The 19,694-nt window shown below is 40.6% G+C and carries 16 protein-coding genes; 8 read left to right on the top strand and 8 right to left on the bottom strand.

Going from position 1 to position 19,694, the window contains the following annotated elements; translation table 11 throughout:
• Positions 1-760 precede the first annotated feature (760 nt).
• Positions 761-913 (top strand): DUF5993 family protein, encoded by a 153-nt coding sequence (locus ACFIMS_RS08715; RefSeq protein WP_273790835.1) that lies wholly within the window; start codon positions 761-763, stop codon positions 911-913.
• 10 nt (positions 914-923) lie between these two features.
• The gene (locus ACFIMS_RS08710; RefSeq protein ID WP_375610657.1) at positions 924-1,505 is read left to right on the top strand and encodes a disulfide bond formation protein B; all 582 of its coding nucleotides are present in this window, start codon (positions 924-926) and stop codon (positions 1,503-1,505) included.
• A gap of 754 nt (positions 1,506-2,259) precedes the next feature.
• On the opposite strand, the gene ACFIMS_RS08705 is transcribed toward ACFIMS_RS08710, so the two are convergent.
• The 3 genes from ACFIMS_RS08705 to ACFIMS_RS08695 all read right to left on the bottom strand — a co-directional run bounded on the left by ACFIMS_RS08705 (position 2,260) and on the right by ACFIMS_RS08695 (position 5,043).
• The gene (locus ACFIMS_RS08705; protein ID WP_375696661.1) at positions 2,260-2,607 is read right to left on the bottom strand and encodes a hypothetical protein; all 348 of its coding nucleotides are present in this window, start codon (positions 2,605-2,607) and stop codon (positions 2,260-2,262) included.
• Between the two features lie 954 nt (positions 2,608-3,561).
• Positions 3,562-3,927: a helix-turn-helix domain-containing protein gene (locus ACFIMS_RS08700; RefSeq protein ID WP_375638485.1), complete on the bottom strand. Its 366-nt coding sequence runs from the start codon at positions 3,925-3,927 to the stop codon at positions 3,562-3,564.
• Positions 3,928-4,671: 744 nt separating this feature from the next.
• Positions 4,672-5,043, bottom strand: a complete 372-nt coding sequence (locus tag ACFIMS_RS08695) for a helix-turn-helix domain-containing protein (protein ID WP_375636930.1) — start codon at positions 5,041-5,043, stop codon at positions 4,672-4,674.
• Between the two features lie 1,583 nt (positions 5,044-6,626).
• Here ACFIMS_RS08695 and infA point away from each other — a divergent pair.
• The 4 genes from infA (at position 6,627) to ACFIMS_RS08675 (ending at position 10,604) form a co-directional block, all read left to right on the top strand.
• On the top strand, positions 6,627-6,845 hold the full coding sequence (gene infA / locus ACFIMS_RS08690; protein WP_004857577.1) for a translation initiation factor IF-1: 219 nt from the start codon (positions 6,627-6,629) through the stop codon (positions 6,843-6,845).
• A gap of 243 nt (positions 6,846-7,088) precedes the next feature.
• On the top strand, positions 7,089-7,802 hold the full coding sequence (locus ACFIMS_RS08685; RefSeq protein ID WP_375611669.1) for a Maf family nucleotide pyrophosphatase: 714 nt from the start codon (positions 7,089-7,091) through the stop codon (positions 7,800-7,802).
• Between the two features lie 21 nt (positions 7,803-7,823).
• Positions 7,824-8,108, top strand: coding sequence for a DNA gyrase inhibitor YacG (gene yacG, locus ACFIMS_RS08680; protein WP_375611670.1), 285 nt, complete (start codon positions 7,824-7,826; stop codon positions 8,106-8,108).
• Positions 8,109-9,395: 1,287 nt separating this feature from the next.
• Entirely contained in the window at positions 9,396-10,604 is a 1,209-nt protein-coding gene (locus ACFIMS_RS08675; protein ID WP_375696671.1) for an MFS transporter, read from the top strand.
• 428 nt (positions 10,605-11,032) lie between these two features.
• Here ACFIMS_RS08675 and ACFIMS_RS08670 read toward each other — a convergent pair whose 3' ends face one another.
• Complete coding sequence (locus tag ACFIMS_RS08670; RefSeq protein WP_375655489.1) at positions 11,033-11,404, bottom strand: helix-turn-helix domain-containing protein; 372 nt, start codon at positions 11,402-11,404, stop codon at positions 11,033-11,035.
• A 976-nt stretch (positions 11,405-12,380) separates the two neighbouring features.
• On the opposite strand from ACFIMS_RS08670, the gene ACFIMS_RS08665 reads away from it, so the two are divergent.
• Complete coding sequence (locus ACFIMS_RS08665; RefSeq protein ID WP_375638510.1) at positions 12,381-12,518, top strand: hypothetical protein; 138 nt, start codon at positions 12,381-12,383, stop codon at positions 12,516-12,518.
• Positions 12,519-13,125: 607 nt separating this feature from the next.
• Here ACFIMS_RS08665 and ACFIMS_RS08660 read toward each other — a convergent pair.
• Positions 13,126-14,157, bottom strand: coding sequence for a DUF3472 domain-containing protein (locus ACFIMS_RS08660; protein ID WP_375696660.1), 1,032 nt, complete (start codon positions 14,155-14,157; stop codon positions 13,126-13,128).
• A gap of 460 nt (positions 14,158-14,617) precedes the next feature.
• Between ACFIMS_RS08660 and clpB the strand changes: the two genes are divergently transcribed.
• Positions 14,618-17,197, top strand: a complete 2,580-nt coding sequence (clpB, locus tag ACFIMS_RS08655; protein WP_375696659.1) for an ATP-dependent chaperone ClpB — start codon at positions 14,618-14,620, stop codon at positions 17,195-17,197.
• Between the two features lie 404 nt (positions 17,198-17,601).
• Here clpB and ACFIMS_RS08650 read toward each other — a convergent pair whose 3' ends face one another.
• The 3 genes from ACFIMS_RS08650 to ACFIMS_RS08640 all read right to left on the bottom strand — a co-directional run.
• Positions 17,602-17,973 (bottom strand): helix-turn-helix domain-containing protein, encoded by a 372-nt coding sequence (locus tag ACFIMS_RS08650; protein ID WP_375696658.1) that lies wholly within the window; start codon positions 17,971-17,973, stop codon positions 17,602-17,604.
• A 383-nt stretch (positions 17,974-18,356) separates the two neighbouring features.
• Complete coding sequence (locus ACFIMS_RS08645; protein WP_375696657.1) at positions 18,357-18,728, bottom strand: helix-turn-helix domain-containing protein; 372 nt, start codon at positions 18,726-18,728, stop codon at positions 18,357-18,359.
• A gap of 783 nt (positions 18,729-19,511) precedes the next feature.
• Positions 19,512-19,694: hypothetical protein (locus ACFIMS_RS08640; RefSeq protein ID WP_375696656.1), on the bottom strand; the 183-nt coding region annotated here is incomplete at its 5' end.

The following is a 19,694-nucleotide window of genomic DNA, read 5'->3' as shown; positions in this document are numbered from 1 at the left end:
TCTTTTTGCAAAGCCAATTGATGACAGAGAAACAGTTATTTTTCAAATAAGGCGGAAAGCTAAAAATTTAAAGGGGATCTCGAGAGATGAAAAACTAAAGTATTGAAGGCATGAAGCACTTCTTGTGAGGGGGGAGGGCAATGTCACGGGGTGGCGTGGGACCCATGAGGCTGTTGAGCTTGCGGTATTGTCTTTTATTTAAGATAAGAGGGAAAAATGTATTGGGGAAAAGCCATTGATTATAAGTTTTTTTTAAAAAAATGTCTTATTTTTTATTTGCTAAAATAAACAAGATCACCATATGATATAAAATCTGTTGCAATTTGAAACATTGCTTATGAGAAAAAGAGATTTTTATGTCAAAAATGTGTTGCAAAATGAGGATATTCTTTTGAGAAAAAAAGAGATGTATATCTCTCGATTTCAAAGCCTATTTATTTTGTTGTTCAAGTGATTCTTTTGTGAGTGGGGGATATAATCTTTATAGGGGATATAATCTTTATAATTGTCGATATATCTTTAACAATGGCAGATATAAGGGGAAGCGAATAATCAACGCTTTTGTGCTTTTAACGCTTTTGTTGAGATGTGCTTCTGAGCGATTATATCGTTTTTTCACTTAAATATAATGGCAATATCAATCGCGAGTGACGAATTGTGAATAATAAATCCATGGTCTCTTTTTTGCCCAATTTTGTAATATGGTGAACGCTGAAATAAATAAGAGTTAAACAACGGATGTAAAGGAGATTTAAAAGCTATGTTTCTTCCATTTTTAATCGCTTTAGGTACTGCAGTAACGACTATGTGTGGTAAAAAAAATATAAGTTATGCTTTGTGGGCAATTTTATTCGTTGTCATTCTTCTCACTTTCAATCATCACGCAACTTCTACTTTAAATTTATCTTTTTGAGAGAATAGCCATGGAACATGTTGAACAAAAAAATCCTCACTTCGTCATCTTTATGAATACGCTAGGACTCTTTGGGTTATCTATTGTCTTGGTGGTGGCTTTTTATTATCAATTGGTAAAGTTTGAGTTACCTTGTCCCCTTTGTTTGCTGCAGCGCGTTGGATTGATGCTGGCAGGTTGTGGGTTCTTACTCAATATTCACCATAAGGTGAAAAATACCCATTATGGTATGGTTATTCTTGGTTGTATGGTAACCAGTGCTGTGGCAGCACGGCAAGTGTTTTTGCATATCACACCCGATGATTTAGGATATGGTTCAACGTTCTTTGGATTGCATTTTTATACTTGGGCTTTCATTATTTCTGTCCTTTGTATCTTTGCTGTCTCATTTGTCATGATTTTAGGCGAATTGGCACACAAGTTCAAAGAATTTTCTCCTTTTCCAGCCTTGAGTAAAACGGCAAGTTTCTTATTTGTGTTTTTGATTGCGGCAAATTTGATTTCTACCATACTGGAATGTGGTGGTGGGCAATGTGCCGATGATCCTGTAAGGTATGAATTGTTATCAAATTGGTTCCCTTCACAGTCTTGAAATTTTTTAATAATCCCTCATCATAATTTTTATTGTTAAAGAGGCGGAAATATTTAAGAATCCGCTTCTTTTTTATTTATTGGGAAGACATTTCAGCAAGATTGTTCGATAATCTGATCTTTTATACCAACGCTGGCTTTTATGAGCGCTGGCGATTGATATTTTTTTAGCGAAGACTTGTACTGTGAACCTTTTATGCTGTCTTTTGAGAGAGATGAAGGGATTGATTGGCTTGGAGGCGTTTGTAGAAGAAGCCCCGGACTTTTGAACCGCGTAGGTTAAGAAGCCTCGTTTTTTAAAGGTGCATTAACGATAAAAATTTTTTGTTCTTGATTTTTCTTAACATTGTGTTAAATTGATCTTTGTATTCATTTTGGTGCTTCTAAAGCGTTTTTATTGCTTCTAGAGGGATTAATTTAAAATTTTGAAAGTTATGTGAATAATTTTCTGCAGAGGTTTGTTTATTAGAGGCAAACCTTTTTTTTTATCTAAGTTTTAGATGTTTTCTTTCAGTGTGAAGCCTTTTTTAGAAAAAGGTAAGCGTCTTGATGATGACTCTCTTCTTTATTAATATATTGATTTATAATAATAAATAACCATTTTTTTACCGTGAAGCGCGTTGCTGAATATAATAAAATTTTTCATCACCAGTTCTCTCATATTAAATCAATTAAAATTACTTGGCTTATACATCATAAGTGGTGGGGCGTGCATGTGGGTCAAAACTGTACAAGAAAGGCATGCCTTTAATGAATTATCTCTTGAACCGAAGGCTGTCTGCAACATTGGGAGCTGGCAGAGTTTTTGTGATGATGCCGGCCTTGCTCTTCCATAAGCGTAAACGTGTTTTTCCATAAGCGTAAAGATAGGGGAGGGCTGAAAGGATTTTATATCCTTCATGGGGGCTTACCATTTCTTTACGGGCGGCGTTTTGCAAAATGGGTGTGATGAGCGTTGAGAGATCTTTCTTTAAAACAAGCGCGTGAATATGCAACATAAGTATATTCCTTTTGGCACGTTTTGTATTACGAAAAAATATTGACTTATAAGGATAAGTTATCGTTGCGGATGTTGAATGAGAAAAACGAAGAGCTTCTCTCATTTCAAACTTTCTTATAGTCAATTAATTAAATGTGCTCTTCTACGTTACAAAAAAGCACTGGGTGTAAATAAAAATTCTTTTAAAAGTCGTAAAATGCTTCTTATGACCCCTTTTGATCGTTAGAATTTTTCGAAAAATTTTATGCTGCTCAATACAATAATAGGGCGGTTTATATCTATGATTTAAGTGAAAATAGGGGGATTTAGATGAAAAGGGAGGCGAGTTTTTAATGACAGTTGTTGAAAACGTTATTGTGTAATGCATTTTTTACAGATTTTCTGCTTTCTGTAAATACGTAAAAGCGTAAAAACGGAAATGTGCAAAAAAGGAAGCTGGGACTTTATGCGTGGTGTATGATTTTATCATGGCATGGAATGTGGAGAGAAGATTGGGGGGGATGAAGAGGCGGGGGTGTTGAGGAGAGAGGGTGTTGGGGGTGAAGAGTTTATGAAGGGAGGGGGGGAGTTGGGATGAAGAGGTGGGAGTGTTGAGGAGAGAGGGGTGGGGATGAAGAGGTGGGGGTGTTGAGGAGAGAGGGGGGGATGAAGAGTTTTATGAAGGGGGGGAAGCTTGGATGAAGAGGCGGGTGTGTTGACGAGAGAGGAGAGAGGGTGTGGGGAAAGTTGTTTTTGAAGTGGGATTGACCGGTGCTTTGCGTGATCTTACTTTAGGGTGGTGAAGGGGCAAGAATATTTTAAAATAGGACGTATCTGTCGCGTTTGATGCAACATTATCCTTTGTGGTGTCGTGATCTGAAATCAGCAGGGGAATTGGCTAGAGTAAGAAGCTGTATTGTTGACAAACCTATGTTTACAAAGTGGTGCGAGGGGAATTTGAAAGTTTCGTTTGGCTGCTTTCTGTAAATGTGGAGAAGCATCAAAACGTTGATCCGTAAAATAAAAACGTATATCCGTAAAATGATGCGGAGGATTTATGCTTTGTGTGCGCTTTTGCTTAATCAGAAATCAACCATAAGATTGCTTTTTGTTTTTTCGGCTGGAGCTCTCTAAAATTTTTCAAAAGGGTGTGTTCTTTTTCGCTGTATGTTTCTTGATCATAGTGTGCGGCATGTGTTGAAAGATTTTCTTTTGTGGCAATATCTGCATAAAAAAAGCTTATGGGAACATCCAGTTTTTGGGCGATTTTGAGTAAACACCCTGCGCTTACACGATTGAAGCCTTTTTCATATTTTTGGATTTGTTGGAAACTGACACCTAAATAGCTTCCTAATTCTTTTTGGGAAAGTCCCATGGAAATGCGTCTATGACGAATTCTTTTGCCTATCAGAATATCGATAAAATTTGGATTTTTGGTTTGCACTTCAAGCCCCCCTCCGGTTGCGAGCGCCCTCGCATTGGTATTCCGGGAGTCAAAAATACTGAACCTAAATCAGCTTTTTGCTTTTAGTGCTCATCGCACCTGGACATAGCAAAAACTCCCGGAATTCCGGGATACCCACAAAAGTGGGATAAATTCATGTTTTAGGTTTCGGGTTTTTGATCCCCTATTGATCGTTGCGTAGACGACCAAAATTACAGTATTCATTTATAAGGCAATTTCAGAAAATTGGCAAGAGAAATCAAAATAATCTCAAAGTCTATAAGATTGGGTACTTTTTAAAAAAGTGCGAAATATGGATTATAAATCGCGTCTTTTGCTTAATCAGAAATGTCGATAAAATTTGGATTTTTAGTTTGCACTTCAAGCCCCCTCCGGTTGCGAGCGCCCTCGCATTGGTATTCCGGGAGGTTGGATTCACTGAACTTAAACAGTCTCTTGTTTTTAGTGCTTAAAGCACTTGGACATAACAAAAGCCCCCGGAATTTCCGGGATACCCGCAATGCGGGATAAATTTATGTATTAAGCTTTCGGGCTTTTAGCTCCCTATTTGATCGTTGCGTGGACGATCAAAAACACGTGCTTATCAATAAAGTAATTTCAGGAGATTGGCAAGAAAAATCAATATCCCATAAAATGGCGTGATTTGGAGGGGTATGGAGTGCTGGTTTGAATTTGACTTAAGGGGGTATATGAATGGAATAATATTAATTGTTACTCTTTTGCTTAATCAGAAATCAGCCACAAGATTGCTTTTTGTTTTTTCGGCTGGAGCTCTCTAAAATTTTTCAAAAGAGTGTGTTCTTTTTCGCTGTATGTTTCTTGATTGTGGTGTAAGAGAGTGTCTTTTGTGGGAAGATTTTCTTTTGTGGCAATGTCTGCATAAAAAAAGCTTATGGGAACTTCCAGTTTTTGGGCGATTTTGAGTAAACACCCTGCGCTTACACGATTGAAGCCTTTTTCATATTTTTGGATTTGTTGGAAACTGACACCTAAATAGTTTCCTAATTCTTTTTGGGAAAGTCCCATGGCAATTCTTCTTTGACGAATTCTTTTGCCTATCAGAATGTCGATAAAATTTGGATTTTTGGTTTGCACTTCAAGCCCCCCTCCGGTTGCGAGCGCCCTCGCATTGGTATTCCGGGAGTCAAAATACTGAGCTCTAGTCAGTTTTTTTGCTTTTAGTGCTTAAAGCACCTGGACATGGCAAAAACTCCCGGAATTCCGGGACACCCACAAGAGTGGGCTCATTTTACGCTAGAGCTTAGGGTTTTTGAATCCCTCTTGATCGCTGCGTAGACGATCAAAATATCTTTTAAGTGATAAAGTAATTTCAGAAGATTGGCAAATGAAAATAGTTTTTATTTATAAACTTTATTTTTTAATGAGAGGCTTTCCGCCTCTCAAACTCTCCGGAACGCTCACCAAAATCATGAGATCAGACCCGCGTTTAATGAGGGGACTAACAATCCTAGGTTCTTAAGGTCAAGGAGACCATTACATGGCGCCTAACGGCGTCCTTGACCCCCAGAACTTAACGGCTTGTTTTGTCCCTCTCACGCGGCTCCGAAATCATGATTAGAAGGGGAGCTTAAAAACGTATATTCGTGAAAAAGGAGTAGAGGATTTGTGCATTGTGTATGCTTTTGGCATGGCATGGAATGTGGTGAGATAAATGGGGGAAAGAGTTTTTGTGAATGGAGTGGTAAGCTGGGATGAAGCCTGCGGGAGATTGAAGGGAGAAGAGAGTGTTGTGGGGGCGGAATAGGAATGAACAGACTAAGGGGTAAGAGGCGGTGGTGCGAAGGGATGCGTAAAGGATGGTGTGAAGGAGATAGCGCTTTGCTTTTATGGTACTTGATGAAGTGGTGTCATTTGAGGGGAAGCTGAAGTCCGTGAATGTGGGGTGATCTGAAGTGCTTGGGGAGATTGGCTAGGCAAGAAGCTGGGGTAATACTATTGTTTATAGAGTGGTGCGGGGTGGAAGTTTCATTTGGCTTTATTCGGTAAATACGTAAAAGCGTGAAAACGGAAATGTGTAAAAAAGGAAAAGGCTTTATGTCGTTAGAGGCGTTGTGGTTAATGGTACGCAATGTATAGGGATCGTGTTTTCAAAGGTAGGAAGAACAACATAAATGGAAAGAGTGGCTTAGAGGAAGCGTGTGAAGAGAGAGAAAATGGGGAAGGCTGTATGGGAAATGCGTAGAGTATGAAGTGTGGGGCAGTGAAGCATGTTGTGAATGGTGTGTGAAGAATGGAGAAGGTTTTTGAGAAAAGGAAGGGCTTCTGGCGTGGGGGAGTGGTGTTTATCTGAAGGGCGCATGTTTAAGGTGTGGAAGGTGAGGAAAAGTTGGAGAGAGGATGATTGTGAGTAAGTTGTGGAGGGATTAGTCAGAGGTGTTGGGAAAATGCTTTAGGGGAAAAAATTAGCGTAATTTCTTGTCACACTGAAACCAAAATCATCATAAAAATTGAAGGAAATTAGCGGGTAAAATTGGTGAAAAAAAGTTTTGATTCTTAAGGTGTGGGATGACGTTTTTTGAGAACATGAGAGAGTAAACTTGAAAAACCTTTCCCTTTTTGTGGAATTTTTATTCACAAACTTAAGAAAATAGGATATGAACGCTGGAAATAACGCGCAGCTTAACAAAATATGTGCACTGTAAAGGAAATGTTTGTTTATGTCAAAAGAAGAAGTTTTAGAATTTTCTGGTATCGTTACTGAACTCTTACCTAACGCGATGTTTCGTGTGAAACTGGAAAATGATCATGAAATTATTGCTCATACCGCTGGTAGAATGCGGAAAAATCGTATTAGGGTGTTGGCCGGTGATAAAATCATGGTGGAAATGACACCTTATGATTTGACAAAAGGGCGTATTACATATCGCTATAAGTAGCCTCGTGGGTGGCTTGCACTTTTTTCTAAAAGCTATCATATTATTTCTATTATTTTTTAACAGTTTTTTAGTTTGCTTTTCATGAGTGAAAAAAGGGGAGTGTTTGAAGAGCCTTGAAAAACTGTAAAATCGATGCGGAAAAAGGATAAGGAGATCAATAGCGCTTAAAAGGGAGGCTAAAGGGGCGCTTAAAAAGGGGGTGCTTAAGGGGGCGAGAGGGAAGTCAATTGTGAAGGGGTGGAAATGAGAAATATAAGAGAGTGGGGGGAAAAACGTTTGGCAGATACTCTTACAGAAGAAATTCATTTGGTGCTTGCCTCCGCTTCGCCAAGGCGTTTAGCGCTCTTGGCACAAATAGGGATTGATCCCCAGCAGGTTTATGCAAGCGATATTGATGAAACGCCAAAATTAAAAGAACATCCTGCAAACCTTGCCAAACGTTTGGCAAAAGAAAAAGCACTGAAAGCCCAAAAAATTTTGCGCTGGTACAGTCAGAATGGTCAAGACGAGTTGCAGAATGGTCAAGAAAAATTACCTGGACAGAAAATGATTATCTTGGCGGCTGATACGGTGGTGGCTGTTGGGCGGACCATTTTCCCCAAACCAGAAAGCGAGGATGAGGCTTATGAATGTTTACGATACCTTTCTGGGCGTTCGCATAAGGTCTATGGTGCCATTTGTGCGCTCAATGAACGTGGAAAAATAACCGTAAAATTGGTTGAAAGTCGTGTTCGCTTTAGACGCTTAACCTCTGCCATGATGAAGGCTTACCTTGCTTCAGGAGAGTGGCAAGGGAAAGCAGGTGGCTACGCTATCCAAGGAAAAGCAGGGGCTTTTGTTGTCCATATCACGGGTTCTTATTCTAATGTTGTGGGATTGCCTTTGGCTGAAACAGCCGATCTCTTGACCGCTTATCACTATCCACTTTTCACTCACTGGGCTGAACAAACGCATTAGAAAAACTTTAAGGTAAGATCAATGCAAGGTGAAAAGCAACAAAAAGAGAAAAGCAAAAATGAAAAAAAAGCAACAGAAGAAAAGTTAATGAAGAAGCCAATGACAAAGGTGTGCCAAGAACAAAAAGAGCTAAATTTGCAAAAAGAGACCCGTCCTCCGCATCCTTGTCCTATTTGTGGTCAGATGTCACAAAAATCTTCTTATCCTTTTTGTTCCACACGGTGCCGAGCTATTGATCTTAATCGTTGGCTTTCAGGCTCTTATATTTTACCACCCCCACCACAAGTAAGTGATGAAGAAGAATAAAGAGTTCTCTTGAGAAAAGAACGCTAAAGCGTTTTTTGTGTGGAAACTGAAGGGGAGGCGCGCGGGATTATCGTAAATGTATTTAAGAGCTGGATTAACGGCTTGCTTATTATCGTCATTCGCAAAGACGCAGATTAAGTTCAATCAACGATGGAAGTTTTAATACATATCTAAGACTTATCTCCAGAGGTTTTGTTTACCATGGATAATTATAAATTGCTTTGTTGCATGAAGGTCGATGGAGCTTTGTTGCGTGAAAGTTGTTGGTGCCTTTAGGGTGTGAGGAAAAATTGATAGTCCAATCAGTATTGCTAACGAAAAAAGAGGGGTGCGTGTTTTGGTGCAAAGAGACGTGGTAATAAAAAGTTGCTTGTTGGTGCTTTGTTGCGTGAAAGCTGTTGGTGCCTTTAGGGTGTGAGGAAAAATTGATAGTTCAATCAGTATTGCTAACAAAAAAGAAGGGGTGCGTGTTTTTGTGCAAAGAGACGGGGCAGTAAAAAATCGCTTGTTGGTGCTTTGTTGCGTGAAAGTTGTTGGTGCCTTTAGGGTGTGAGAGAAAAATTGGTCATCTAATCAGTATTGCTAACGAAAAAAGAGGGGCGCGTGTTTTGGTGCAAAGAGACGGGGCAGTAAAAAATCGCTTGTTAGTGCTTTGTTGCGTGAAAGTTGTTGGTGCCTTTAGGGTGTGAGGAAAAATTGATCATCTAATCAGTATTGCTAACGAAAAAGAAGGGGTGCGTGTTTTGGTGCAAAGAGACGTGGTAATAAAAAGTTGCTTGTTGGTGCTTTGTTGCGTGAAAGCTGTTGGTGCCTTTAGGGTGTGAGGAAAAATTGATAGTTCAATCAGTATTGCTAACAAAAAAGAAGGGGTGCGTGTTTTTGTGCAAAGAGACGGGGCAGTAAAAAATCGCTTGTTGGTGCTTTGTTGCGTGAAAGTTGTTGGTGCCTTTAGGGTGTGAGAGAAAAATTGGTCATCTAATCAGTATTGCTAACGAAAAAAGAGGGGCGCGTGTTTTGGTGCAAAGAGACGGGGCAGTAAAAAATCGCTTGTTAGTGCTTTGTTGCGTGAAAGTTGTTGGTGCCTTTAGGGTGTGAGGAAAAATTGATCATCTAATCAGTATTGCTAACGAAAAAGAAGGGGTGCGTGTTTTGGTGCAAAGAGACGTGGTAATAAAAAGTTGCTTGTTGGTGCTTTGTTGCGTGAAAGCTGTTGGTGCCTTTAGGGTGTGAGGAAAAATTGATAGTTCAATCAGTATTGCTAACAAAAAAGAAGGGGTGCGTGTTTTGGTGCAAAGAGACGGGGCAGTAAAAAATCGCTTGTTGGTGCTTTTGCTGGGTAATGGCGTGGTGTCATTTGGCGGTTGGATTGATTATATCGTGATTTTGACCGTATCTGTGTTCACGTGGAAAGCTGATCAATATGACGTCGCTTTTATTGGAGCGGCAACATTATTACCTGGTATCGTTCTGTCTAAGCCAATTGGAATGTTGGTAAGTCACCGTTCTATGATCCATTGGTTGCGGGCGTCACTGCTGTTACGGGCACTCTGTACTGTCGGTTTATTGATGGCGACGAGTCTGCAAGGATTTATTATACTGGCAGTTATTCGAGCGATATTCAACAGTCTAGCCATGCCTGCAATTTCCGTTCTCAGTGCAAATTCGGTGCCTGAAAACGGACGGACTCGTTACTATTCTGTGCTTAACATGATCAATAGCGCGGCAAAGATGATAGGACCTGCTTTGGGGAGTGCTCTGTCTGTACTTTTATCAGATACCTATACTTTATTGTTTTCTGGATTTTTGACATTGCTAGGCTTTATGGTGTTTTGTTGTCTTGGTGCACAACCTGTCTCGTCGCTCATGATAAAAACAGCGAATACCATAAAATCAAAGCAGAGGCTTTATGGGACAACTTGGTATGCCTATGTGGCGGTGATGTTTGTGTATTTTGCCATGATCTTTATGGTGAATAATCAGTTGCCGGTTATTCTTAGTGCAATGAAAATGAATAAACAGGCTCTTGGGATGCTGGTATCGGCTTCGGCAATCGGTAATTTTCTCTATGGATTTTGGAGTGTGAAACAATCAAAGTATAAACCCCTTACAGGCAAAATATCAGAGTTGTTAATGCCGGCAATGTCAACAATGATTGGTTTTGTCATGATCTCAGTGTGCTTTTTTTACTTTGATTTACTCCGTATTGAGACTTTGTTGCTCTGTTTTTTCCTTATTGGAATGGTTAGCGCTTACTTTTCCATATCTTCTAATGTTTATCTGGTAAGCAATTTCAATGAACAGATTGGATTGGCTTCCGGATGGGTGCAGTCTATACAAAATTTAGCTATGTTGGTGGCGCCGTTTGTTGGAGCGTTTGTTTTAGGTCACACTTCGGCTGGAAAATTGTTCCTTCTTTCTGGATTGAGTGGATTATTCTGTTTATTGGCTATCAGGATATTGCTGAACCGTTCTTTGTTAATTGTTCGATCTCAATGATTGGCTCATCAATAAAACAAATGTTTTAAATCATTTTTCTGAGATTTAGAGGACGTGGAGATAATCCAACATAGAGCAGCTTTTTTGACGTTATAGGTTTAATCTTTGATTTTTACTTAACCGCTCATATTTTTTTTTTCGGGGCTTTGCCTTCTTGACGCTGTTCTACCGTCTCGTAAACGCAATAGGGGGCATGGTTTTGAGCGACAATGTCATTTTTGTTTAACTCCGCTTTGCTACAAATAGTCAAACTTAAAAACTCAGCTGCCAATCCTTAATCAGCTTGACTTGAAGCAATAATGGAAACAGAAAACGAGGAGCTATAGTGTGAATTATCTTATATGCCGTAAAATATCATTCTTGGAGGTATGGTGATATCAGGTATGGGAAACTTTAGGCAGGGGGTATGGTAATTGTTGTGCTTTTGCTTAATCAGAAATCAACCACAAGATTGCTTTTTGTTTTTTTGGTTGGAGGTCTCTAAAATTTTTCAAAAGAGTGTGTTCTTTTTCGCTGTATGTTTCTTGATCACGGTGTGGGGTATTTTCTTTTGTTGAGATATCTTCTTTTGTAGCAATGTCTGCATAAAAAAAGCTTATAGGAACTTCCAGTTTTTGAGCGATTTCCAGTAAACATTTGGCGCTTACACGATTTAAGCCTTTTTCGTATTTTTGGATTTGTTGGAAACTGACACCTAAATGGCTTCCTAATTCTTTTTGGGAAAGCCCTATTGAAATGCGTCTGTGACGGATTCTTTTGCCTATCAGAATGTCGATAAAATGTGGATTTTTAGTTGGCACTTCAAGCCCCCCTCCGGTTGCGAGCGCCCTCGCATTGGTATTCCGGGAGGTTGAAAATACTGAGCTCAGTCAGCCTTTTGCTTTTAGTGCTTACCGCACTTGGACATAGCAAAAGCTCCCGGAATTCCGGGATACCCGCAAAGCGGGATAAATTTATGTACTGAGCGTTCGGGTTTTCAACTCCCTATTTGATCGTTGCGTGGACGATCAAAAACACACTTTAAGTGATAAAGTAATTTCAGGAGATTGGCAAGAAAAATCAAAATAATCTCAAAGACTATAAAATTGGGTACTTTTTAAAAAAGTGCGAAATATGGATTATAAATCGCGTCTTTTGCTTAATCAGAAATGTCGATAAAATGTGGATTTTTAGTTGGCACTTCAAGCCCCCCTCCGGTTGCGAGCGCCCTCGCATTGGTATTCCGGGAGTCTGAAAACACTGACTTGACTCAGCTTTTTGCTTTTAGTGCGGAAACGCACCTGGACATAACAAAAACTCCCGGAATTCTAAGGATATTCGCAAAAGTGGGCTCAATTGTACGTTAGGGTTTAGGGCTTTTAGTTCCCTGTTGATCGCTGCGTAGACGATCAAAATTACGATATTTATTCATAAGGCAGTTTCAGAAGGTTGGCAAGAAAAATGAAAAATTTTCTATTCTGTTATACCGTAAAACGGCGCTATTTGAAGGAGGAGTGAAGAGCTTGAATATTCAGGGTAGGGCTTGATTTGTTGAGCCTGGTGAAGTGCTGTCTTTGGGGGGTGGAGACTGTAAGGTACTAGGCAAAAAGCTGGGTTCGTTTTCAGAACAGTGTTTACAGAGCAGTGCGTGGGGTGAATCTTTCGTTGGCTGTTTTCTGTAATGATGTAAAAGCGTAAAAATGTGAATCTGTAAAAGTGAAGAGGAGGATTTATGGATTTATGCATTGTGCGTGTTTTGGGGGCACGTTGGGTTTTTGCATGGATGGGGTGAGATAAATGGGGAGAGAACGAGCTTGTGAATCGAGGAGGGAAGCTGGAATGAAGAGTGCTGTAAGTCGTAAATGTTTGATGGGAGAGAAAAAGGAGTGCGTGGAATGGGAGAGTGCCTATGGACAAGGGGGAGGGTGTGGATAAGAGGTGGGGGTAGTTTAAAGGGATGCGTGAAGGGATGGTGTGAGGGTGATAGAAGAGGGAGGGTGAGGCTTTTATTAAAGGGTGCTGTGGTTTTGAAAGGGGGTGAGAATGGAGAAAATACGCTGGAAAGTATGATGATGAGGTGAGCTAATTTTGGGGGCACGTTGGGTTTTTGCATGGATGGGGTGAGATAAATGGGGAGAGAACGAGAGCTTGTGAATCGAGGAGGGAAGCTGGAATGAAGAGTGCTGTAAGTCGTGAATGTGTGATGGGAGAGAAAAAGGAGTGCGTGGAATGGGAGAGTGCCTATGGACAAGGGGGAGGGTGTGGATAAGAGGCGGGGTAGTGCAAAGGGATGCGTGAAGGGATGGTGTGAGGGTGATAGAAGAGGGAGGTGAGGATTTTATTAAAGGGTGTTGTGGTTTTGAAAGGGGGTGAGAATGGAGAAAATGCGCTGGAAAGTATGATGATGAGGTGAGCTAAAGGGATGAGAGCAGGGCTCGAAAAAATAACTGGGAAAGGGAGCCGTGGTGGGGAAATGAAAAAAAACTTTCTCACCCCCAGTTGTTTTCAAAGGGGAGTGAGGGGCTTATCAAGAAGAAAAAAGCTAGTTTCTTTTCATAATCTTCCAAGTTTTTCCATCAGACATATACATAATCTTTTGACCTGTGGTTATCTTTTGTGTGCCGTGAGTGGTGTGAAGCGTAGAACTGAAAGCCGCTAGATGATCTATAAAGATTGATTTCCACTTAAATGAATCAGGAGATGGCAAAAAGATATTGGGTGCCCAAGAACGATTTTTTGAACGAATAACGACAAGCTCTTTTTGTTTCAAAACGTTAGAAATTGTTTCTGCAGACAGATCTTTCTCATTGGAAATTTGTATTTCTGGTTTAGTAGTAGGCGAGGCTAAACCTCCAAAGTCGCTTATACTTGTCATGCAAAAGTTGGATGTACATGATGTTTGGATGAAGTCAGAATCTTGACACTTTCCTTGATTAGAAGCTTTCAGACTCCCTTCGTGTAGCTTGTTTTGTTTTATGCCTTGAGGCTCAAAAAAAATCGAACTTTGCGGACTTAAATCATAACAGGAGGAGAGATGTCTCTTCCAACGAGAATGGTCTTCAACAAAACTTGAAGATTTACGGAGTTGTCCAAATGTATTTGGTACTTCTATGGTCCCAATATTCACTTTTTTACCCGTTATAAAATCGACTACTGTCGCTGTAACTAGATTTCCATTTTTTTCAACATATAATCGATATCTGCGTCCCATCTCCCATGGAAAGTTAATTTCACATCGTACTCCTGAACCTTCCTGAGTAAAATGCTTACATGTATTACCCTTCCATCCCGTTGCATTCCAGATAGAAAAATGAATGGTACGGCCGCTCCTGTTGAAAAAACCAATTTGTCCACTTTTTCCATTTTGGAATTCAAATTTATTTCCCCAGAAATAGATGGAGTTAGGCCCACCATCGTAATTTACTTGCTGGGTGAAAATAAATAGATCAAATGATGCATTTTTAAGCCATTCATGCTCTATTGTAATAACTTTGCCGGCAAAAACGGCATAGCTTGGTTTACTTATCAGAAGGAATAAAAGTATTAAAATAACCTTTTTTACAGTATGGTACATACTCAAATCCTCTATCTTAATAAAAATAGTGTAACTTTATAAGTATTAAAGCACATATTCAATGTTTTGTTAAGTAAAATTAGAGAAAATACTTTAATGTTTACTCTAAACTATATGCTGTAAAGACTACTTTGTTTAAAGTGTTTTTGCATGCTCCTTTTCTGCTGTTCAAATTTAAGTTTAATGGTGGAATTTAGGGGTGATGGTTTAAAAAGGGGAGTGATGATGGGGGGGGGTATAAGAAAAGTTGCGGTTTTTATTTAAAATGATAGCGTATTTTTTTTCTCCCTCTTGCTATGAGGCTTGTAGAAACCCATATTCTTTTTAGCACTATGGTTCTTCTTCTTGCTGCTTTTTTCGCGGTGTTTTTTAGAGGCTGGATAATCCTTTCTGGATGTTTCTTTTGTGGAATATTGGAGAGGTTAAAGTGTGGTGATGGCTTGAGATTTAAGGAAAAAAAATGAACTTGGAAAAATATAGCGAACGCGTGCAGGGTTTTTTACAATCAGCACAAAATAGCGCTCTTGCTTCTGATCATCAGCAGTTTTTGCCGGAGCATTTCCTGAAAGTGTTGTTAGACGATTCTCAAGGATTGGCTGCATCGCTTATCCAAAACGCTGGTGGTGATCTTACTCTTATTCAAAAGGCGCTAAAAGAAGCACTTGATGCTTTGCCTAAAGTGCAGGGGGGAAATGGACAGCTCTATCTTTCGCAGCCATTGGCAAAAGTTTTCGCGCTGGCTGAGGATATTGCGAAAAAAGCCGGTGATCAGTTTGTGACCGTGGAGCGCATGTTGCAAGCGCTGATCATGGAAAAGACCGCAAAAACAGCCGATATTTTAACAAGTGGAGGATTGACCCCGCAAGCGCTTAATCGGGCAATTAATGCGCTGCGGAAAGGAAAAACAGCAACAAGCCCCCATGCTGAAGGACAATATGATGCCTTGCAAAAATATGCCCGGGATCTCACAAAAGATGCCCGTGAAGGAAAACTCGACCCTGTGATTGGGCGGGAAGAGGAAATCCGCCGCACTATTCAGGTGCTTTCACGGCGGACCAAAAATAATCCTGTGTTGATTGGTGAGCCTGGGGTGGGGAAAACAGCTATTGTGGAAGGGTTGGCATTGCGCATTGTTAATGGCGATGTACCTGAAACTTTGCGGGATAAACAGCTTCATGCGTTGGATATGGGAGCGCTTATCGCTGGTGCAAAATATCGTGGGGAATTCGAAGAGCGCCTTAAAGCGGTGCTGGCAGAGGTGCAAGCCGAAAATGGACAGATCATTTTGTTTATTGATGAATTGCACAATCTTGTTGGCGCTGGAAAATCTGATGGTCCTATGGATGCTTCTAACTTGTTAAAACCTGCTCTTGCACGCGGAGAACTCCATTGTGTGGGCGCTACTACGCTCGATGAATATCGAAAATATGTCGAAAAAGATGCTGCTTTGGCACGCCGCTTCCAGCCTGTCTTTGTACCTGAACCCTCTTTGGAAGATACTATTTCTATTTTGCGCGGTATTAAGGAAAAATATGAACAACATCACAAAGTGCGCTTGGCTGATAGTGCTTTGATTGCGGCGGCGCGTTTGTCTAACCGCTATATTACAGATCGTTTCTTGCCGGATAAAGCTATTGACCTTATCGATGAAGCGGCGGCGCGTTTGCGCATGCAGGTCGATTCAAAGCCGGAAGAACTCGATGCTGTTGATCGGCGTATTTTACAGTTGAAGATCGAACGGGAAGCTTTGAAAACAGATGTCGAGCCAACAGCAAAAGAACGGTTGGAAAATGTGCAGGAGGAACTCAAAACATTGGAACAACAGTCCGCTGAGATGACAAGTGCTTGGCAGGCTGAGAAACAAAAATTAGGGCATGCTGCTGATTTGAAAAAACAACTCGAAGAAGCTCGTAATGCTTTGGCTATTGCACAGCGTGATGGACAATTCCAACGCGCTGGAGAGCTCGCTTATAGCGTTATCCCTGAACTCGAAAAACAATTGAGTATTGCGGAAAATGATGATCAACAAAATCATCTCGTTGAAGAGACGGTTACTGCTGAACATGTGGCGCGGATTGTTTCGCGCTGGACCGGTATTCCTGTTGATCGAATGCTGGAGGCAGAACGGGAGGCGCTGTTGCGGATGGAAGATGAAATTAGCAAACGGGTGATTGGTCAGGGAGAGGCTGTTCAAGCTGTTTCTCGTGCTGTACGTCGTGCGCGTGCAGGGTTGCAAGATCCCAATCGTCCGCTTGGCTCTTTCATGTTTTTGGGTCCTACTGGTGTGGGAAAAACCGAATTAACCAAAGCTCTTGCCGCTTTTCTTTTCCAAGATTCCAATGCCATGTTGCGCATCGATATGTCGGAATATATGGAAAAACATGCTGGGGCGCGGCTGATTGGGGCACCTCCTGGATATGTTGGATATGAAGAGGGTGGGGTGCTGACTGAAGCTGTACGTAGAAGACCTTACCAGGTCATTCTGTTTGACGAAATTGAAAAAGCACACCCTGATATTTTTAATCTCTTGTTGCAAGTGTTGGATGAGGGACGCTTGACTGATAGTCAAGGACGTACCGTCGATTTTCGCAATACCTTGCTGATTATGACTTCTAATCTTGGTGCTGAGTTTTTAACTGCTTTGCCTGAAGGGCAAACAACCGATCAGGCAAAAAATGATATTATGAATGTCGTTAAAGCGGCTTTCCGTCCTGAATTTTTAAACCGTATTGATGAGATTATTCTCTTTCAAAGGCTGCAACGTCACGATATGGAAGCGATCGTCGATATTCAGATAGAACATTTGCAAAATTTGCTCAATGAACGCAAAATAACTTTGCAAATCGAGCCAGAGGTGAGAAAATTTCTTGCCGATAAGGGCTATGATCCCCTTTATGGTGCGCGTCCCCTTAAACGGATTATTCAAAAAGAAATTCAAGACCCACTGGCGGAAAATATCTTATTTGGAAAAATTCACGATGAGACAACGGTGAAAATTACAAAACAAGGAGATCGGTTGGAATTTTTGCCTGAAGATTAAGTTTGGAAAAATTCATGGTATAAAGGGCGGTGATAATCCTATTATGTGATAAACACCGCTCTTTGAAGCGTGCTGATTTAGAAAAATTCACGATGAGACAGCGGTATTTTATTGCAAAGCAAAGGGAGTGGCTGGTGTTTTTGCATGTTAAATCAGCGTTTTCGAATATCGTAGGATTCTTTTACTTCTGTTTGTCGTGAAAACTATTTTCTTGCAATTTTATAAGTGAAGTCACAAGCGGGATTGCTTTATTGCTTTGTGCGTAAAAACGTTAGAGAGAAATGCCGTTTATCCGCCGTAAAACATTGCTCTTTGAGGGGGTGTGGGGAGCTGATCTGAATTTGACTTAAGGATGTTTTGTTGTTTGATATATTAACAAATAATGTTGATCGTTGCGCTTTTGCTTAATCAGAAATTAGCCACAAGATTGCTTTTTGTTTTTTCGCTTCGAGCTCTCTAAAGTTTCTCAACAGAGTGTGTTCTTTTTCGCTATAGGTTTCTTGATTGTGGTGTAAGAGAGTTTCTTTTGTGGGAAGATCTTCTTTTGTGGCAATGTCTGCATAAAAAAAGTTCATAGGAACTTCTAGTTTTTGGGCGATTTCCAGTAAACCTTTGGCACTTACACGATTGAAGCCTTTTTCGTATTTTTGGATTTGTTGGAAACTTACGCCTAAATGGCTTCCTAATTCTTTTTGGGAAAGCCCCATGGAAATGCGTCTATGACGGATTCTTTTGCCTATCAAAATGTCGATAAAATGTGGATTTTTAGTTGGCACTTCAAGCCCCCCTCCGGTTGCGAGCGCCCTCGCATTGGTATTCCGGGAGTTAAAGGTACTGAATCCGAGTCAGCTTTTTGCTTTTAGTGCTGAGAAGCACCTGGACATAGCAAAATCTCCCGGAATCCCGGGACACCCGCAAAGCGGGTTCATTTTTACGCTCGGATTTAGGACCTTTAATCCCTCTTGATCGGTGCGTAGACGATCAAAATTACACTTTAAGTGATAAAGTAATTTCAGAAGATTGGCAAGAAAAATCAAGAATTTTCTATTCTATTATGCCGTAAAACATTGCTCTTTGAAGGGGAGCTGATCTGAATTTGACTTAAGGATGTTTCGTTGTTTGATATATTAACAAATAATGTTGATCGTTGTGCTGTTGCTTAATCAGAAATTAGCCACAAGATTGCTTTTTGTTTTTTCGGCTGGAGTTCTCTAAAATTTTTCAAAAGGGTGTGTTCTTTTTCGTTATAGGTTTCTTGATTGTGGTGTAAGAGGGTTTCTTTTGTTGAAAGATCTTCTTTTGTGGCAATGTCTGCATAAAAAAAGTTCATAGGAACTTCTAGTTTTTGAGCGATTTCTAGTAAACATTTGGCACTTACACGGTTTAAGCCTTTTTCGTATTTTTGGATTTGTTGGAAACTGACACCTAAATGGCTTCCTAATTCTTTTTGGGAAAGCCCTATTGAAATGCGTCTATGACGGATTCTTTTGCCTATCAAAATGTCGATAAAATGTGGATTTCTAGTTGGCACTTCAAGCCCCCCTCCGGTTGCGAGCGCCCTCGCATTAGTATTCCGGGAGCCTGAAAGCACTGACCTCGAATCAGCATTTTGCTTTTAGTGCTCATCGCACCTGGACATAGCAAAATCTCCCGGAATCCCGGGACACCCACAAAAGTGGGTTCATTCTTATGTATCGAGGTTTCGGGCTTTCAGTTCCCTATTGATCGTCGCGTATACGACCAAACTCACCCTTTAAGTAATAAAGTAGTTTCAGAAAATTGGCAAGAAAAATCAAAAATTTTCTATTCTATTTATGCCATAAAACACTGCTCTTTGAAGGGGTGTGAAGAGCTAGAATATTTGAGGGCAGGCCTTGATTTGTTGAGCCTGATGAAGTGTTGTCGTTTGAGGGGGGTGTCTGAAGACTGTAAGGGTACTAGGCAAAAAGCTGGGTTCGTTTATAGACCCGTGTTTGCAGAGCAGTGCGGAGTGGTGGTTTGGAAGTTTCGTTTGGCTTTGTTCTGTGAATATGTAAAAGCGTGAAAACGTATATCCGTAAAATGATGCGGANTTCGTTTATAGACTATTGTTTATAGAGCGGTGTGGGGTGGTGAACCTTTCGTTGGCTTTGTTCTGTAAAGATGTAAAAACGTAAAAATGTGAATCTGTAAAAGTGAAGTGGGGGATTTGTGGATTTATATATTGTGCGTGTTTTTGGTCACTTTGGGCTTTTGGGGGCGTGGAATGTGGTAGCGAGGATTGGGGGGAAGTGTTTTCGTGAATGGAGGGGGAAGCTGGGAGGAAGAGGGGTGTTCAGTTGTTAAGTGTGTGACGGGAGAGAAAAAGGGGGAATGGAGGATGAAGAGAGTGCGCATGGATAAGAGGAGAGTATGGGTAAGGCGGGTGTTGCAAAGAGATGCGTGAAGGATGGCGGTTTTTAAGGAGATAGGGCTTGATTTGTTGAGCCTGATGAAGTGTTGTCGTTTGAGGGGGGGG

Source organism: Bartonella sp. AP331QHHD, from assembly GCF_042195905.1.
Lineage (GTDB): Bacteria > Pseudomonadota > Alphaproteobacteria > Rhizobiales > Rhizobiaceae > Bartonella.
This window is presented reverse-complemented; position numbering and strand designations above follow the sequence as displayed.

What these genes read in the sequence shown, in the direction of transcription:
- ACFIMS_RS08715 (WP_273790835.1), top strand. Translation starts at nt 761, where the DNA reads ATGTTTCTTCCATTTTTAATCGCTTTAGGTACTGCAGTAACGACTATG.
- ACFIMS_RS08710 (WP_375610657.1), top strand. Translation starts at nt 924, where the DNA reads ATGGAACATGTTGAACAAAAAAATCCTCACTTCGTCATCTTTATGAAT.
- ACFIMS_RS08705 (WP_375696661.1), bottom strand. Translation starts at nt 2,607, where the DNA reads ATGAGAGAAGCTCTTCGTTTTTCTCATTCAACATCCGCAACGATAACT.
- infA (WP_004857577.1), top strand. Translation starts at nt 6,627, where the DNA reads ATGTCAAAAGAAGAAGTTTTAGAATTTTCTGGTATCGTTACTGAACTC.
- ACFIMS_RS08685 (WP_375611669.1), top strand. Translation starts at nt 7,089, where the DNA reads ATGAGAAATATAAGAGAGTGGGGGGAAAAACGTTTGGCAGATACTCTT.
- yacG (WP_375611670.1), top strand. Translation starts at nt 7,824, where the DNA reads ATGCAAGGTGAAAAGCAACAAAAAGAGAAAAGCAAAAATGAAAAAAAA.
- ACFIMS_RS08665 (WP_375638510.1), top strand. Translation starts at nt 12,381, where the DNA reads ATGGGGAGAGAACGAGCTTGTGAATCGAGGAGGGAAGCTGGAATGAAG.
- ACFIMS_RS08660 (WP_375696660.1), bottom strand. Translation starts at nt 14,157, where the DNA reads ATGTACCATACTGTAAAAAAGGTTATTTTAATACTTTTATTCCTTCTG.
- clpB (WP_375696659.1), top strand. Translation starts at nt 14,618, where the DNA reads ATGAACTTGGAAAAATATAGCGAACGCGTGCAGGGTTTTTTACAATCA.